Genomic DNA, 16,266 nt, shown 5'->3' on the forward strand with positions numbered 1-16,266 from the left:
ATCGACACTGATCCGTCGGACAGGTTCGAATGAATCTCACTTGCGGTCTAGCGATCGCAGACTCTATCCACCGTGAGTGCGGCCGCCAGGACGCGGGAGTCGTAGGGAACCGTCGGGTCATGGCCGGTCAGCTCATGGATCCTTCTGAGTCGATACGACAAGGTGTTCGGGTGCACATGCACCTCCGCGGCCGCGGCCTTGCGGTTGGCGCCGTGTTGCAGGTGCGCGCGGAGTGCTGCGACAAGGTGCGGGTGGTCGCGCAATGGCGCGATCCGCTGCGCAAGCCGGTCACGCGCCAGGCTCGGACGCGTCACCTGATACTCGATGAGGAGGTCGTCGAGTCGGTAGGCGCCCGGTGCGCGACCGAGGGCACACGCGAGTTCGATGAGGCCTGTGGTCTCACGCACCGCGGTCGGCACGCCGTCGGGCGCGACCTCGGCCATCTCGCCCAGAAAGACGGGCGTCCCGAACTGCTGCGTCAGCGCGGCTGCCAGCTCATCGAACCTGGCGTGGGCTCGATCCTGCTCGGCAACAGGGATCTCGGCGATCAATGCCACCCCATAGAGGCCGTCGAACATGAACGGCGTTGTGGTGGAGGTCAGCTCGTCAAAAGCTCGCTGTAGGGCCCTGGTTCGACGACGTGCGAGAAGGTTCGTTGCCGGCGTATCGACCGCCTGCCCGGGCACGTTGATGGTGATGACGAGGTAGGCGTCGGCGACCGCGATGTCGGCCCGAGCTGCCAATGCCTGCACCGGCCGACCGTCGACGAGCGCGGCACACAACTCGCGACGCGCCTCCCGCTCAGCGTGATAGAGGGACTGCTCGACCTCGGTGTACGTGGATACCACCGACAACGTGATGTTGCACAGCACATCCACAAGGCGCTTGACCACCTGCACCAACGGAAGCGCCTCGTCCGGAGTCGCGAGTTCGGCTGCGTTGGCAATCAGCACATTTGCCGATCCGTGGATTCCGGACAGCAAGAGTTGCAACGGCAGACGATCCTCCGCGTGACGCTCGGCGACGGGGCCCGTGAAGGCGTGAATCTCGTTGTACGACAACTCCCGGCCGGAACCGATGGCGTCGAGAACCGTCAACCCGTATATCTCCATCACCGGCAGCACATCGTGGGTGAAGTGATCATCGGGAAGTCCATCCGGAACATAGGATTCCAGGCCGTCAGCCAGCATCTCCGCTGCGACCCCAGGCCACCGCGAACGCAACCGCTGGATCAGCGCGGCCGATTCGTCAGACTCCGACATCTGTCCATTGTGCGTGATCTGGACTCCGCGGCGGACACAGCCCGAGGATTTGTCGCCGGACACAAACCCAGGCGGGAAATCTCTACTCAGAGTGCAGTGACACCCGGGGCCGCGCGCGCCTACCGTTCAGCACGTTATGTCGTGCCGCCTCCAGTCTCAGGGGGTGAGGCGGACCGAGGCGACTGTGATTCCCACTCAGGTTCAGGAGTTCAACGATGCGAAGACGATTGCGAAAAGCCGTGGAGGCAGCAGTCATTGCCGGGATGGCCGCGGGCTTGATCGCGGGGACGTCGACCGCGGCTGCTGCCCCGACTGTCCAAGCCTTCCCGAAGATCGTCGACACCGTCGGGCACGGGCCCGCCCAAGCAGGCTTCTGGTCTGCGTACGGCTACGCTGTCACCCATCCCAATGAGGCGCCGGCGGGGGCCAACGACTTTTCCTGCAAACCAAAGGCAGGGCAGCGACCGGTCATCCTCGTCCATGGCACCTTCGAGAACGCATACGCCAACTGGGCGGCATTCGCCCCGGCGCTGAAAAGGGCCGGTTACTGCGTGTTCACGCCGAATTACGGCAGGACTACGTTCGTGGACAGAGGTGGCGTAGCGGTTGTCCTGCCGTCGACGGTGGGCGTCGGTGACATTGCACGGTCCGCCACCCAGTTCGGCGCCTATGTCGATCGGGTCCGACGAGCGACAGGTTCGGACAAGGTCGATGTGATCGGGCATTCCCAAGGCGGACTCGTCGCCCGGCAGTGGATCAAATCCGGCGGCGGCGCCGATGCCGGGCACCCCCCAAAGCGCAAGATCGGCACACTGATCACCTTCGGTACCCCCAACCACGGAACCACGCTCCTCGGTCTCGCATGGATCGGACGGCAGATGAGCAACGCCGGCTTCGACATCCTCGGCTTCTCCTCCTGGATGTATGGCGCAGGCGCGATTGATCAGACGGTGGATTCGCCGTTCATCCGTCAACTCAATCAGTCCCGTGAGACCTACCCGGGCATCCGTTACACCGTGGTGGGAACCCGCTACGACGAGGTCGTCACACCGTACGAATCGACCTTCCTCAAGGGTCGGAAGGTGGAGAACATCGAGTTGCAAAAGGGCTGTGCAGCAGATACCTCCGATCACCTGTCGATGTCGTACTCACCGCGGGCCATCTCGATCGCACTACATGCCCTCGATCCGGAGCATCACCCTGACCTGGTCTGCTCTGCGAATCCCTGGTTCTTCAGTTTCTGACGGCAATCGCAGAGGGGATCACCCGTCGATGCGGCCACCTCGGCGCCACATCGTCAACTCCCGGACGACCAGCTTTTCTGACGCTGACCGGGGGTCGGTTGGACCCAGGGGTCGAACACCCGCCCTCAGGGCCATCGTTCCGTGATCAGCTCGGTCATCTCGTCCACCCAGGCGTCGTCGAGGGCGGCGTCCCGGCGGATGAGGATGCGGAAGATCGCGGTGCCGGCCACCACCTCGGCGAGCATCGGCAACTGGTCGTCGTCCCGGCGTTCCTGGCCGAAGCGGGATTCGAACGAGGCGAGATTGCCGGCGAGCCGTTCGATCATCATGCTGTGCACCTGCGGGTCGGCGACGGTGTCGGCGATCAGGCCGGGCAGCGCCATTCGAACTTCCGGGTTGTCGAACATCTCGCGGACTGTCTCGACCAGCGCCCGGATGTCGGTGCGGACATCGCCGGAACCATCCGACGTGGGGATCTCTTCGGCGGACAACACCGCCTCGTGCACGAGTTGTGCCTTGCCGGCCCATCGCCGGTAGATGGCGGCCGTGGTGGTTCCGGCGCGCGCGGCGATCGCCGATAACGACAGCGCGGAGTATCCGGTTTCGCGGATCAGCTCCCGGGTGGCCCTGATGATCGCGGCATCGATCCGGCCGTCGCGCGGGCGGCCCGGCGGCGGTGTGGACCTCTTGCCTTCGCCGGTTCTTTCTGCTGTCATGACCACAGCATAGTTCCAATACAAGATGCATCGTATTTATAGGGAGAATCAGTGCAACTGAGCCCACTCGACGAGTACCCGATCCATCAGACGCCGGCGCCGATCTCGTGGCCGGCCACCTCCGATCGGAATTTCTACGATCGGTCGTACTTCAACGTCCTCGACCGCGAAGGTCGCTTCATGGCGCTGACGGGAATCGGGTACTACCCGCGCCTGGGTGTCAAGGACGCCTACTTCGTCGTCCGTCGTGGCGACACCCAGACCGCGGTGCACCTCAGCGACGCCATCGATGACGATCGTCTCCACCAGAGCGTCAACGGCTACCGTCTCGACGTTGTCGAGCCGTTGCAGGAGATGCACCTGACCCTGGCCGATACCGAAGGCATCTCGGCGGATCTGACGTGGCGAGGTCTGTTCCCCGCCGCTCTGGAGCGCCCGCACGAGATGCTGACCGAGCGACGGGTGACGTTGCAGGCGTGCCGCTTTGCCCAGGTCGGCACGTGGGAGGGCTGGATCGACGTCGACGGCGAGCGGTTGGCGGTCGATCATGACTCCAGCGTGGCGAGTCGCGATCGGTCCTGGGGTATCCGACCGGTCGGTGAGGCAGAACCGTCGGGCCGACCCGACGCGGCGTTCCGTGGCATGTGGTGGCTCTATCTGCCGCTGGCCTTCGACGACTACCAGCTGTTCATGATCCTGCAAGAGGACCCCGATGGGCACCGCAGCCTCTACGACTGCACACGCCGCTGGCGCGACGGCCGCATCGAACAACTCGACGGAGTGCGCGTCACCATCCACTACACCCCCGGAACCAGGATTCCGCACGGTGTCCATGTCGACTTCATGAACCGGGCGGGGGACCAGATCCACCTCGACGTCGAGTCGAAGCTGTTCGCGCCCATCGCATTCGGGTCTGGCTACGGTGGTGACTCGTCGTGGGCACACGGCACCTGGAAGGAGGGGCCGTTCGCTGAGCGTGTCAGCTTCGACCTGACGGATCCGGAAGTGATGGCCAGAGCGCCGTTCAGCCTCATCGACCACGTCGCCACAGCTGTGTGTACCGAGGCCGACGGACGGACCTGCGAGGGTGCCGGGTTGTTCGAGCACGGCGTCATCGGTCCGCATCATCCGTCGGGATTCTCCGACTGGACCGACGTGGCGAAGTAGGGGTCGACGACATGAAGATCACGACAGCGCTGTTCAATCCCGCCGGTGCGGTCGAACGCGCCACGGCGCTCAAAGAAGCCGGGGCCTCCGGTGTGTTCACGTTCGAAGGCCCGCACGACGTCTTCACACCGCTGGTGTCCGCATCGGCGGTCAAGGGTCTCGACGTGATGACCAACGTCGCGATCGCGTTACCCCGCAACCCCATCCAACTCGCACACCAGGCCAATGACCTGCAACTGCTGTCCGAGGGGCGCTTCATCCTGGGGTTGGGCACACAAGTGCGCGCACAGATCGAGAAGCGCTACGGCGCCGAGTTCGACCACCCGGTTGCCAGGATGAAGGAAATGGTGGGGGCGCTGCGTGCGATCTTCGCGACGTGGAACGACGGTGAACGTCTGGACTTCCGTGGTGAGTACTACCGGCACACCTTGATGACGCCGACCTTTGTGCCCGGGCCCAATCCCTACGGTCCGCCACCGATCTATCTCGGCGCGCTGGGCCCGCGGATGACCAGGGCCACCGCGGAGGTGGCCGACGGCCTGCTGGTGATGCCGTTCGGGACGAAACGATTCCTGCACGAGGCGACGATGCCGGGCGTTCGTGCAGGGCTGGCGGCCGCCGGACGGAGCGAGGACGACTTCGAGGTGGTGCCCGAGATCATCGTGTCGGTCGGCGACGACCACGCCTCGACCCGAATGCTGTTGGCGTTCTACGGGTCCACGCCCGCATACCGGCCGGTCCTCGACGCGCACGGCTGGGGCGATCTGCAGCCGGAGCTCAATGCGATGTCCAAGCAGGGCCGCTGGCAGGAGATGGCCACGCTGATCGACGACGAGATTCTGCACACCATCGCCGCATGCGGCACCCCGGCAGAGGTGGCTGCGCACATCCGGGATCGTGTCGACGGTGTGTCCGACCGAATCTGTCTGTATCAACCGGGCCCGATCGCCGTCGACGCGCTCGCCGAGATCGTGGACGCGTTGCGGTGATCGACATGGCGCCGACAACGATCGAACTCGACGACATCACCGACGACCGCTTCGGCGGCAAGGCAGCCGGACTCGCGGAACTGCGACGCATCGGGCTCTCGGTGCCCGGCGGTTTCGTCATCGCCGATGCTTCCGCGCAGGGATCCCTCGACAGGGTGACGGAACGGTTTTCCCAGATGGCCGCAGCCGGTACGGCCGTCGCCGTCCGGTCCTCGGCAGTCGGAGAAGACGGTGAGGACCAGTCCTTCGCGGGGCAATACGACACCGTGCTCGGCGTCGAGTCCGTCGACGACTTTGCCGCGGCCGTGCGCAAGTGCGCTGCCTCCGTGCATTCTCGACGGGCCTCGTCCTACCGCGGACAACCCGGCGCCACCATGCATCTGGTGGTCCAACAGATGGTCGACGCACGCAGTGCGGGCGTGGTGTTCACCGCGGATCCGACGACCGGCCGGCGCGACCTCATGGTGATCGACGCCGTCGCAGGCCTCGGCGAAGCGCTCGTCGACGGTACGGCCTCACCCGACCACATCGTCCTGGACGCAGGCGGCACACCGGTCATCAGCGAGACGGGTGCATTGCCGGTCTTGTCGGCGGACGAGATCGCGGAGATCCGCTCCGATTCCCTACGCGCTGCTCAGCATTGGGGCAGGCCTATGGATCTCGAATGGGCGATCGACCGGTCCGGGAAGCTGTGGTGGCTGCAGGCGCGGCCGATCACCACTCTGCCCGCCGATCTCAACGAGATGGACTCGCCGCTTGCGGGCGCCGACCACGTGTACACGCGCTGCAACATCGGCGAGATGATGCCGGGGGCCTTCTGCCCGCTGACCGCGTCGGTATCCGGCTACGCCATCGACTACGCGATGCAGACCATCCAAGTGGTGGCGCGAGCACAGGAGAGCTACGAAACACCGTGGCTTCAGGTCGGTTACTTCTACGGACACATGTTCCTCAACCTGACCGAGGGTACGGCGCTGAGTTCGGGCATCCTGGGCAACTCCCTGGAGCAGTTCTCCACCTCGATCTGCGGCCGGGTCATCGACGAGCTGAAACCCAAGCCGCCGCAACCGTTCATCCGGAAACTGGGAAACACGATCCGGCTCAGCACGCACGCATTGTCTGCCGGCCCGGCGATCCGCCGGCTGGACGAGCAGATCGCCACTTTCCGCATACCGACCAGCGACGACCCACGAGTTGTCGTGCGGCAGATGGAATCCGGCGTCGATCTGTACTGCGATATCACCCTGACGCACGTTCGGTCGTCGTCGCGCGCAGCGGTCGCGGCCAATGTTCTCGAAAGCGTGCTGATGAAGCAGGCGATCAAGGACGGACGTGGTGAGGACGACGGCCGGGCCGAGGCGAGTCGGCTGATGGCCGGCGCCACCGACGTCGAGAGCGCGCTCATGCTCTCCGAACTCGACGCGGTGGTGCACACCGTCGCGGCCGATGATGCGGCCACCGAGAAGTTCCTGTCGGCCGCACCCGAGGATGCGGTCACCGGGTTGCGGGCCGACGGTGGCACGGGCGGTAGTGCGTTGCAGCAGTTCTTGGGTCGGCATGGACATCGCGGCTACCGCGAGCTGTGCATGCGTGACCCCTCCTGGGCCGAGGACCCGGGCGGTCTGGGCGCGATGATGCAGGTCATGCTGCGTTCAGCCCTCGATCCGGTCCACAACGGGCCGACCGCTGCCGAGGCAGTGGCCCCCCGGTCATCGACTGTCCGACTTCTCGCCCGGTGGGCGCAGAGTGGCGCTCGCGGGCGTGAGCAGACGAAATCGAAGATGGCGCTGATGGCGCATCGCCTCAAACTGGGTTACCGCCACCTGGGTGAGGTGCTGGCCGGGTCGGGACGGCTGCCCGACGCCGACCTGGTCTTCTTCTTCGACCGCGCGGAATTGCACCGCGTCGTAGGTACCGACGACGTCGCCGGACTCGTGCAAAGCGCCGCGAAACGTCGAGAAGCGCTGGCATTCCAGGACTCCCTCGAGTTCGACGATGTCTCGGTGGGGCGGCCGTCCCCGCTCGTCACCCCGCCGCAGCGAGGCGATACCGGCGACCAGATAGTCGGTCGCCCCGCCGGCCGGGGAACGGTGGAGGGAGTGGTGCGCGTCGCGAAGTCGATTGTCGATGCGCGTGAACTGCGGCGCGGCGAGATTCTGGTCGCACCGGTCACCGACGTCGGGTGGACCCCGTACTTCACCGTGATCGCCGCGCTCGTCACCGATATCGGCAGTTCGGTGTCACATGGTGCCGTGGTGGCCCGCGAGTACGGTTTGCCCTGCGTCGTCAACACTCTGGTGGCCACCCAGGTGCTCGAGACCGGTGACCGGGTGCGAGTGGACGGGGATCGGGGTCTCGTCAGTCGGCTCGCTCAGCCTGAGTAGAACCGGCTCGCGCTCACGCATTTCGTTCCCGCTCACCCGGCAGGATGAGCGGGAACGAAATCGGTGAGCGCGAGCAACGGGGTAGGCCGCGACGGTGAACCGGCCTTCGTTGAACCCCTCGATGCGGTAGCGGCCGACTGCGTCGAGCTTGCGAGCATCACGAAAGGTCGGGACCAAATCGGACGACCCCGTTGTTGGAAGGGGTGTCGCCGCAGCCAGCGGCGCCGACAGGAGGAAACGTGACCAACGAATACCGCAAGACGACCGAGACCGTGAGCGCCCTCACCGACGCGCAGTACCGCGTCACCCAACAGGACGGCACCGAGCCGGCATTCCGCAACGAGTACTGGGACAACCATGAGCCGGGCATCTACGTGGATGTCGTCTCCGGACAACCGCTGTTCTCGTCGACCGACAAATACGACAGCGGAACAGGTTGGCCGAGTTTCACCAAGCCGATCGAGTCCGATGCGGTGACCACCACGTCGGATCGGAAGCTGTGGATGCGACGGACCGAGGTTCGTTCGGCAGGTGCCGACAGCCACCTGGGCCACGTCTTCGACGACGGGCCGCGCGATGCCGGCGGGCAGCGGTTCTGCATGAACTCGGCAGCTCTGCGTTTCGTCCCGGCCGACGAATTAGAGGCGCAGGGCTACGGCGCGTATCGCGGCGAGTTCGACAACACCACCCCGACAATCACCGAGGAGAACGCAGAATGACCAACGACACCGGACAGATCACGCGTCGCCCCGGCACCGAGACGGCGGTCCTCGCCGGCGGCTGCTTCTGGGGCATGGAAGATCTCATCCGCCGCCAGCCGGGCGTGCTGGACACCCGCGTCGGCTATACCGGCGGGAGCAACGATCACGCCACCTACCGCAACCATCCCGGGCATGCCGAGGCGGTCGAGATCGTGTTCGACCCGTCGGAGACGACGTACCGTGACGTTCTGGCGTTCTTCTTCCAGATCCACGATCCGAGCACCAAGGATCGTCAGGGTAACGATGTCGGTACCAGCTATCGGTCGGCGATCTTCCCGCTGAGCCCGGAGCAGGAGCAGGTGGCGCGGGACACGATCGCCGACGTCGACGCGTCGGGTCTGTGGCCCGGGAAGGCCGTGACGACCATCGAGCCGCAAGCGCCGTTCTGGGAGGCCGAGCCGGAGCATCAGGACTACCTGCTCCGTTATCCGACCGGGTACACCTGCCATTTCCCGAGGGCTGGTTGGGTACTACCCAAGCGGGAGGACGCCGGGTCCCGATGACCCGATGACCCGATGACCCGATGACACTGCGGTAAAGACACGAAGAGCCGCCACCCGGATCACGGGTGGCGGCTCTTCGCAGTTGGTCGACGGTCCCGGACAATGCGCCTCTCGGCAAACGGCCGCTCGAAGCGGCGAAAAGGGGTGGGGCCCGGGGCAGAGATCCCGAGACCGTCGCGCTGTTCAACCGGGTGCCGGGGACTTCTATTCCCGGGTGGTTCGCGAAGCGCACCGGTCAGCGCTGACCGCTACGCTGGCCGCATGCACTGCGTGGTGGTGGGTGGGGGACTGGCCGGGCTGGCGTCGGCGGCGTGGCTCGCGGAAGCAGGCCACCGCGTCACGCTCCTGGAACGACGCGGATCGCTCGGTGGGCGCACGATCGCGATGCCGGTGGCGGCGGTCGACGACGTTCCCGACAACGGGCAGCACGTGTTCGCGAGCGGCTACCAGCACCTCATGCGATATCTCGACAGCGTCGGGACACGAGAGCATGTGGCCTTTCCCGGTCACATGACCGTCCGCATGCCCGGTGGCGCCACCCGCCGCTCCGCGTTCGGTGGCGTCGCGGGCCTGCGCGCCGCGATCGGCGATCTGCCCGGCGTCACCGGCCTGGACCGATGGCGGACGGCACGCGCCCAGGCCACGCTGATCAGGCAGGCATTGCGGCAGCCGCCTTGGCTCGACGACATCACCGCCGACGAGTGGTTCCGCCGGATCGGGATGCCGCAGTCGGCGCGAGACGCGTTGTGGGACGGGATCGTGATCGGACTGACCGGTGACAAGCCCGACATCTCGTCGGCCAAGGTGCCGGCCGATCTGCTGGTGACCGGTATCCGGCGGGCACGCGAGAGCCGGACGCCGATCTCGATCGGCTACCCGACGGTCGATCTCGACACCTTGTTCGTCGACGGCGCCGAGAAGGTCTTCGCCGACGCCGGTGTCGCGGTGAGACACCGAGCGGTCGTCGCATCGGTCGACGTGGTCGACGACACGGTCACGGGGGTCACCCTGGCCGACGGTGAGCACATCCCCGCGGATGCGGTCATCTGCGCCGTGCCGGTGTGGAACGTCAAGGGGCTGCTCGACCAGGTACCCGGTCACGAACAGATCTACGCCGCGGTGGAGAACCTGACACCGGTCCCGATCGTCAGCGTCAACCTCTACCTCGACCGCTCGATCGGGATGACCGACTGGGGCGAGATCCTTTATGGCGGTGAGGGAGTGCTCGAGCAGGTGTGGGATCGCCAGCGGATGCACGACCGCGACCCGTGTCGGCATCACCTCTATTCGACGACGGTGTCGGCGGCCTACGAGCTGACCGCGAAGTCGAATACGGAGATCACCGACATCCAGATGGGGATGCTGCGCAGGTACTACCCGGATGCCGTCGGGGCCACAGTGATCCACAGTCATGTGGTGCGGATGCCGAAATCCACCTTCGCGCAACGGCCGGGGACCGCGGGCGTCCGGCCCGACCAGCGCACAGCGGTGAAAGGCCTGGCCCTGGCGGGTGACTGGACGCGCACCGACTGGACCACCACGATGGAAGGCGCGTGCCAGAGCGCCGCGCGTGCCGTCGAGGTGATCGTGGAGGGGAGTTCGGAGAATCGATGAGATTCGGCTTTGCCATGCACGGCAGTCGAGGTGACGTCCAGCCGGGTGTTGCCGTGGCGCAGGCCCTTGCCGACCGGGGTCACGACGTGACCGTGGCGGCGCCCGAGGACATCGCCCCGGCGGTGAGCCGCACAGGGTTGTCGACCCGAGTGCTCTGTCCCGACAACTCGGAGCTCCTGCAGAGTGCGCTCGTCAAGGAGCGACTGAAGAGCAAGAACCCCTCGGTGCGCCTCAAGGCGCTTGCTGAGATCTCGTCGTTCGGTGCGGAGACGTCGGAACAGGTCATGGGTGAACTAGCCCGGGACGCCGACGTTCTGGTGACCGGATTGCTCGCGCAGGAACGCGCGGCAACCGTCGCCGAGAGCGCACAGGTCTCGTTCGTGCCGCTGCACTATTGCCCGATCCGAGCGAATGTGTCGGTCGAGATCCTCGGATCGACGCCGCGGTGGGCTCGCCGCGCGTTCTGGTCGATCGGTGACCAGGTCAACTGGTGGACGGTGCGAGGTCGCGACCGTGACCTGCGCCGTCGTCTCGGCATCGCGACCGCGACGGGCCCGCTTCCGCGCCGGCTCCGCGAGGCAGGTGGCTCCGAGATCCAGGCGTATGACGCGCTGATGTTTCCGGGACTCGCGGACGAATGGGGTCCCACCAGGCCGTTCACCGGCGCACTCCTGCCCGACGAACCGACGCGCATGGCATACAACGGCGACGCCGGCGCGGTCACGGCGCGGGCGGTCGACTGGGCCGATGCCGGTGATCGACCCGTCTACGTCGGATTCGGCAGCATGCCGATCGAACGCGAGCGCATCGACGGGATCGTCGAGTCATTGACCGCCATGGGGCTGCGGGTCATCGCACATACGTCACATGACCTTCCGGAGCGCGACGCCGTACTGCGGGTGAGCGGATCGGTGGATCACGAGGCGCTGCTGCCGCACTGTCGCGGCGCGGTGCATCACGGTGGCGCGGGCACCACGGCGGCCGTCGCACGTGCCGGCATCCCTGCGGTGGTGGGTTGGCTGAGCGCCGATCAACCGATGTGGACCGCCTCGCTCCGCCGGCTCGGGGTAGGGGGCGGACGGCGACTGCGAAAGCTCGATGACGGTGACCTCACACTGCTTCTCGACGACGGGGTCGCCGAGCGGGCCGCGGACCTGGCCGACCGGCTGACGCCGCCCGATCGTGCGGTTGCCCGGGCCTGCGACGTGTTGCTTGCGGCGGGCTGATCGCTGATCCGGCATCCGGCAGGCGTGCCTGGTCGGCCACCTGCGCGACCGGCGTTTTGTCCGATTTCGACGAGGTCGTCGCTGGCGAAGACACGGTCAACACCAGGCAAATGCTGTGCGTTCACAGTGACCTGACTAAGGTGACAAACGAACCGACCGACAAATTAAGGCCACGGATGCGCCCCGGCGTGATCCGGAATGTGATCGCCGGCGCTGGCTCCGAACGGGCCACGAGCGACACGGCCAGGCCCGGAAAGGTGAGGGTTTGGCGACTCCATCCCTGAGCGAAGCGGCCCAGCCGGGCACGCATACCCACGACATCGCACTACGCGCAGAACACGTCTACAAGATTTTCGGTCGACGTGAGAACGAGGTGGTCAAGCGGTTGCGTGCCGGTGCGGACCCCGACGACCTGAAGGACATGGGCACCGCAGCGGTCATCGACGCCAGTTTCGAGGTGCCGTCCGGTGAGATCTTCGTCGTGATGGGTCTGTCCGGTTCCGGTAAATCGACGTTGATCCGGACCCTCAACGGGCTGTGGAAGCCGTCGGCGGGCAACATCCACATCGGCGACACCGACATCACCAAGGTCTCCGACAAAGCGCTGCGGGCCATCCGTCGTGACCACGTCTCCATGGTCTTCCAGCATTTCGCCCTTCTCCCGCACCGCACGGTCCGGGACAACGCGGCATATGCGCTCAAGGAACAGGGCATCGGCAAGGCCGAACGGCTCGAACGCGCCGATCACTGGTTGGGCGTCGTCGGCCTCGAGGGCTGGGGTGATCGCCTGCCCGGGCAACTGTCGGGCGGCATGCAGCAGCGTGTCGGTCTGGCGCGGGCGCTGGCAGCGGAGACGGACATCCTGCTGATGGACGAGGCGTTCTCCGCTCTCGATCCGTTGATCCGCGGTGAGATGCAGGACCAGCTCATCGAACTCCAGTCCAGCCTCGGCAAGACGATCATCTTCATCACTCACGACCTCAACGAGGCGATGTACGTGGGTGACCGGATCGCCGTCATGAGGTCTGGACGGATCGTCCAGATCGGCACTGCGGAACAGATTTTGACCGACCCTGCCAACGACTACGTCGCGAAGTTCACCGCCGAGGTCGACCGATCTCGCGTGCTGACCGCGAGCTCGGTCATGGAGCCCGCGACTGCGGTGATCACGTTGTCCGCGGGACCGCGTGGTGCCGTCAACGAGATGCGACAGCACCAGACCTCGGGCGTCCTCGTCGTCGACCGTGACCGGCGACTGCTCGGTTACGTCACCGACGACGACGCGGTCGCGGCGGTGAAGAACGACCAGAAGGAACTGACACCTTTGCTGCGAAAGGATGCACTCGTCTCCGTCAACGGGTCGACTCCGGTGGCCGAATTGTTTGCGCCGTCGAGCGAGTCGCCGGTGCCGCTGGTGGTCACCGATGACGACGGGCGTCTGCGCGGCGTCGTCCCGCGGGTCGGGCTGCTCGCCTCGATGGCGCCCAGGGACACCGCACCAGCATCATCCGACAGTGCCGACGGGGAGAAGGTCGCCGAACCATCGGTCGACGATCTCGAAGGCGGTGATGCGTCGTGAGTTTCGCGAATCCGCGTATCCATCTCGGGGACGCTGTCGAGTCCGCCTTCGACTGGTTCACCGAACACGCCTCCTGGCTGTTCGACGCGATCAAGACCGTCATCGACGGGTTCTACGACGCGTTGTACAACGTCCTGTCCAGCCCGCCCTACTACGTCATGATCCTGATTCTCGCCGCCCTCGCGCTGCTCGCCGGTGGTCTCCGAAAAGGGTGGCCGCTGGCGGTCTTCACAGTCATCGGCTTTTACTTCATCCGCGCGTTCGACCAGTGGCTGAATGCGATGAGCACGATCGCGCTGGTCCTCGTGGCGGTGATCATCGCGCTGGTGGTCGCGATCCCGATCGGGATTCTGGCGGCTCGCAACCGGGCGGTCTCGGCCGTCGTCCGGCCGATCCTCGACCTGATGCAGACCCTTCCGGGTCTCGTCTACCTGGTCCCGGTGATCATCATCTTCGGTATCGGCCCCACTCCGGGTGTCGTCGCGACCATCATCTTCGCGATGCCGCCGGGCATCCGGCTCACCGAACTCGCGATCCGGCAAGTGGATCCGGAAGTGGTCGAGGCGGGTCAGGCATTCGGCTCGAGTCCCGCGCGGATTCTGCGCCAGATCCAGATCCCGCTGGCGATGCCCACGATCATGGCCGGCGTCAACCAGGTCATCATGCTCGCACTGTCGATGGTGGTGATCGCCGGATTCGCGGGTGCAGGCGGACTGGGCGGGCAGGTCAACGAGTCGCTCCAGACCCTGAACCTGGCGCTGGGAGTCGAAGCCGGTCTGTCGGTGGTGATCATCGCCGTCTACATGGACCGGATCAGTTCGGCGATCGGGGGTCGTGGCCGGGTGGCGAACGCCTAGTCGCATCGATCCGGCCGCGCCGCCGGCCACACGTTACGTCCGGTGGGTCACACGACCCATTGCAGGAGTGAAAGAGGGTAGGAACGAGATGAAGAGAAAGCTAGGGATTTTCGCGGCGGCCATCACGGTCGGCGCGTTGGCGCTCAGCGGGTGCGGTGCGTCGAACTCCAACTCCGATTCGGCGGGCGGCGGCGGGACCGAGGCCAGCGCATCGGGTGCGGCGAGCAAATACGCGAACTGCTCGCTCACCGACGGCGTCGCGGATGCCACGAGTGCTTCCGCGGGTAGCGGCGACAAGAACATCACCATCGGTGCGTTCAGCGGGTGGGATGAGTCGACCGCGACGGCCTACCTGATGAAGAACATCCTCGCGAAGAACGGCTACACCGCCAACGTCAAGACCCTCGACGCCGCGGCAGCCTTCACCGCGACCACCAAGGGCGACGTCGACGTCATCACCGACGTGTGGCTGCCGACGACCCACAAGACCTACATCGAGCAGTACGGCGACCAGATGGAGCCGCTCGGCTGCTGGTACGACAACGCGAAACTGACCATCGCGGTGAACAATTCGTCACCGGCGAAGTCCATCGAAGATCTGAAGTCGATGGGTGGCGACTACAACAACACCTTGGTCGGGATCGAGCCCGGCGCCGGTGAGACCGGCGTCGTCAAGGACGACATGATCCCCGCCTATGGCCTGCAGAACATGACCTTCACGACCTCGTCGACCGCCGCGATGCTCGCGTCGATCAAGAAGGCCGAGGCCGAGAAGACCAATGTCGCCGTCACGCTGTGGAAGCCGCACTGGGCCTACTCGGCGTTCGACATCCGGGACCTGGACGATCCGAAGGGAGCGATGGGCGGCAAGGAAGGCATCTGGAACTTCGCCACCAAGGGCTTCGGTGAGTCCAATCCGAAGGCTGCCCAGCTGTTCAAGAACCTCATCGTCCCCGATCAGGAACTCTCCGATCTCGAGGATCTGATGACGCAGAAGTACCAGGGCAACAATCCTGATGCCGCGGTGAACGAGTGGCTGACCACGCACCCGGACTTCGCGAATCAGTTGCAGACCGGGGCGCTCAAGTAACAGCTCCCAGTCGACAGTTCGACAACGACGTGCGCGGCACCGGCCGAGGTCCTCGAGACCGAAAGCCGGTGCCGCGCAGTCATGTGACGACTATTCCGGCGACGAGGTTGATCGTGGTGGCGAGGATCACGGCGCCGAACACGTACGAGAGCATGCAGTGGCGGAGCGCGACCGCCCGGATCCCGGAGTCGGAGACGTCGGTGTCCGACACCTGGTACGTCATGCCCAGGTTGTAGCTGAAATAGAAGAAGTCGCGGAACTGCGGAGGTGCGTCTGAATTGAAGTCGATGCCACCGGGTTCGCCCGCGTAGTAGAGGAACGCATACCGCGTCGCGTACATGAGGTGCAGGCTTCCCCACGACAGGAACACCCCCGCCAGCGCGACCGTGGCCGGGAACCAGTCCGCGTGGGAGCCGCCCTCGATCAACAGGCCGACGATTCCCCCGAGTGCCGACAACGTCGCGACGACGACGATGAGTTCGTCGATCGCCGGCCGGTAGTCCTCGCGACCGGCGTGCTGTCGGGTCTGCTCCCCGTCCATCGGCCACAGCGCCGCCCATCCGAGCGCGACGAACACCGCGCCGGTGACAGCGATGGCGACGAGGACCGCCGACCCCGCATCGGTCGCGACCAACCCGACCGCGGCACCGCACAGGATGCCCGCGATGAGCGCGAGAAGTATCCGAGGTGTGGCGGTCGAAGGCACGAATCGCATGTCGTCAGTCTGCCCGCATCTCGGGCGGTGATCGTGGCGCCACGATACGCAGCGGGTTTGCTTAGCCTGTCTGATCCGAGTAAGCCTCAGGTGGGCGCCCATTTCGCGGGCGTATGACAAGTCAACATCCGGCCATAGATGCCAATTGAGGGAAAGGAT

Annotated in this window: 14 protein-coding genes; 11 read left to right on the forward strand and 3 right to left on the reverse strand. The window is 65.7% G+C overall.

Annotated elements, in window-relative coordinates; all coding sequences use genetic code 11:
- Positions 1-47: 47 nt before the first annotated feature.
- The gene (locus ACPXCG_RS12765) at positions 48-1,262 is read right to left on the reverse strand and encodes a PucR family transcriptional regulator (protein ID WP_425792338.1); all 1,215 of its coding nucleotides are present in this window, start codon (positions 1,260-1,262) and stop codon (positions 48-50) included.
- A gap of 215 nt (positions 1,263-1,477) precedes the next feature.
- Between ACPXCG_RS12765 and ACPXCG_RS12770 the strand changes: the two genes are divergently transcribed.
- Positions 1,478-2,506: an esterase/lipase family protein gene (locus ACPXCG_RS12770; RefSeq protein WP_425792339.1), complete on the forward strand. Its 1,029-nt coding sequence runs from the start codon at positions 1,478-1,480 to the stop codon at positions 2,504-2,506.
- Between the two features lie 125 nt (positions 2,507-2,631).
- On the opposite strand, the gene ACPXCG_RS12775 is transcribed toward ACPXCG_RS12770, so the two are convergent.
- On the reverse strand, positions 2,632-3,222 hold the full coding sequence (locus ACPXCG_RS12775) for a TetR-like C-terminal domain-containing protein (protein ID WP_425792340.1): 591 nt from the start codon (positions 3,220-3,222) through the stop codon (positions 2,632-2,634).
- Between the two features lie 51 nt (positions 3,223-3,273).
- Between ACPXCG_RS12775 and ACPXCG_RS12780 the strand changes: the two genes are divergently transcribed.
- The 10 genes from ACPXCG_RS12780 to ACPXCG_RS12825 all read left to right on the forward strand — a co-directional run bounded on the left by ACPXCG_RS12780 (position 3,274) and on the right by ACPXCG_RS12825 (position 15,392).
- Positions 3,274-4,389 carry a hypothetical protein gene (locus tag ACPXCG_RS12780; RefSeq protein WP_425792341.1) on the forward strand — a complete coding sequence of 372 codons (1,116 nt, stop codon included), beginning with the start codon at positions 3,274-3,276 and terminating at the stop codon, positions 4,387-4,389.
- 11 nt (positions 4,390-4,400) lie between these two features.
- On the forward strand, positions 4,401-5,378 hold the full coding sequence (locus ACPXCG_RS12785; RefSeq protein ID WP_425792342.1) for a TIGR03617 family F420-dependent LLM class oxidoreductase: 978 nt from the start codon (positions 4,401-4,403) through the stop codon (positions 5,376-5,378).
- A gap of 5 nt (positions 5,379-5,383) precedes the next feature.
- The gene (locus ACPXCG_RS12790) at positions 5,384-7,762 is read left to right on the forward strand and encodes a PEP/pyruvate-binding domain-containing protein (RefSeq protein ID WP_425792343.1); all 2,379 of its coding nucleotides are present in this window, start codon (positions 5,384-5,386) and stop codon (positions 7,760-7,762) included.
- 239 nt (positions 7,763-8,001) lie between these two features.
- The gene (msrB, locus tag ACPXCG_RS12795; RefSeq protein WP_425792344.1) at positions 8,002-8,481 is read left to right on the forward strand and encodes a peptide-methionine (R)-S-oxide reductase MsrB; all 480 of its coding nucleotides are present in this window, start codon (positions 8,002-8,004) and stop codon (positions 8,479-8,481) included.
- Complete coding sequence (msrA, locus tag ACPXCG_RS12800) at positions 8,478-9,026, forward strand: peptide-methionine (S)-S-oxide reductase MsrA (protein ID WP_425792345.1); 549 nt, start codon at positions 8,478-8,480, stop codon at positions 9,024-9,026. The genes msrB and msrA overlap by 4 nt, the downstream gene beginning before the upstream one ends.
- Positions 9,027-9,287: 261 nt before the next feature.
- A complete protein-coding gene (locus tag ACPXCG_RS12805) occupies positions 9,288-10,640 on the forward strand; it encodes a hydroxysqualene dehydroxylase (RefSeq protein ID WP_425792346.1) in 1,353 nt (450 codons plus the stop codon).
- Complete coding sequence (locus ACPXCG_RS12810; protein ID WP_425792347.1) at positions 10,637-11,866, forward strand: glycosyltransferase; 1,230 nt, start codon at positions 10,637-10,639, stop codon at positions 11,864-11,866. Before ACPXCG_RS12805 ends, ACPXCG_RS12810 begins: the two co-directional genes overlap by 4 nt.
- 265 nt (positions 11,867-12,131) lie before the next feature.
- Positions 12,132-13,445, forward strand: coding sequence for a quaternary amine ABC transporter ATP-binding protein (locus ACPXCG_RS12815; RefSeq protein WP_425792348.1), 1,314 nt, complete (start codon positions 12,132-12,134; stop codon positions 13,443-13,445).
- Positions 13,442-14,302, forward strand: a complete 861-nt coding sequence (locus ACPXCG_RS12820; protein WP_425792349.1) for an ABC transporter permease — start codon at positions 13,442-13,444, stop codon at positions 14,300-14,302. Before ACPXCG_RS12815 ends, ACPXCG_RS12820 begins: the two co-directional genes overlap by 4 nt.
- An 88-nt stretch (positions 14,303-14,390) precedes the next feature.
- Positions 14,391-15,392, forward strand: a complete 1,002-nt coding sequence (locus ACPXCG_RS12825) for a glycine betaine ABC transporter substrate-binding protein (RefSeq protein WP_425792350.1) — start codon at positions 14,391-14,393, stop codon at positions 15,390-15,392.
- 79 nt (positions 15,393-15,471) lie between these two features.
- On the opposite strand, the gene ACPXCG_RS12830 is transcribed toward ACPXCG_RS12825, so the two are convergent.
- Complete coding sequence (locus tag ACPXCG_RS12830) at positions 15,472-16,107, reverse strand: DUF1345 domain-containing protein (protein ID WP_425792351.1); 636 nt, start codon at positions 16,105-16,107, stop codon at positions 15,472-15,474.
- Between the last annotated feature and the right edge of the window lie 159 nt (positions 16,108-16,266).

The organism is Gordonia sp. DT218 (assembly GCF_049847105.1).
GTDB lineage: Bacteria > Actinomycetota > Actinomycetes > Mycobacteriales > Mycobacteriaceae > Gordonia.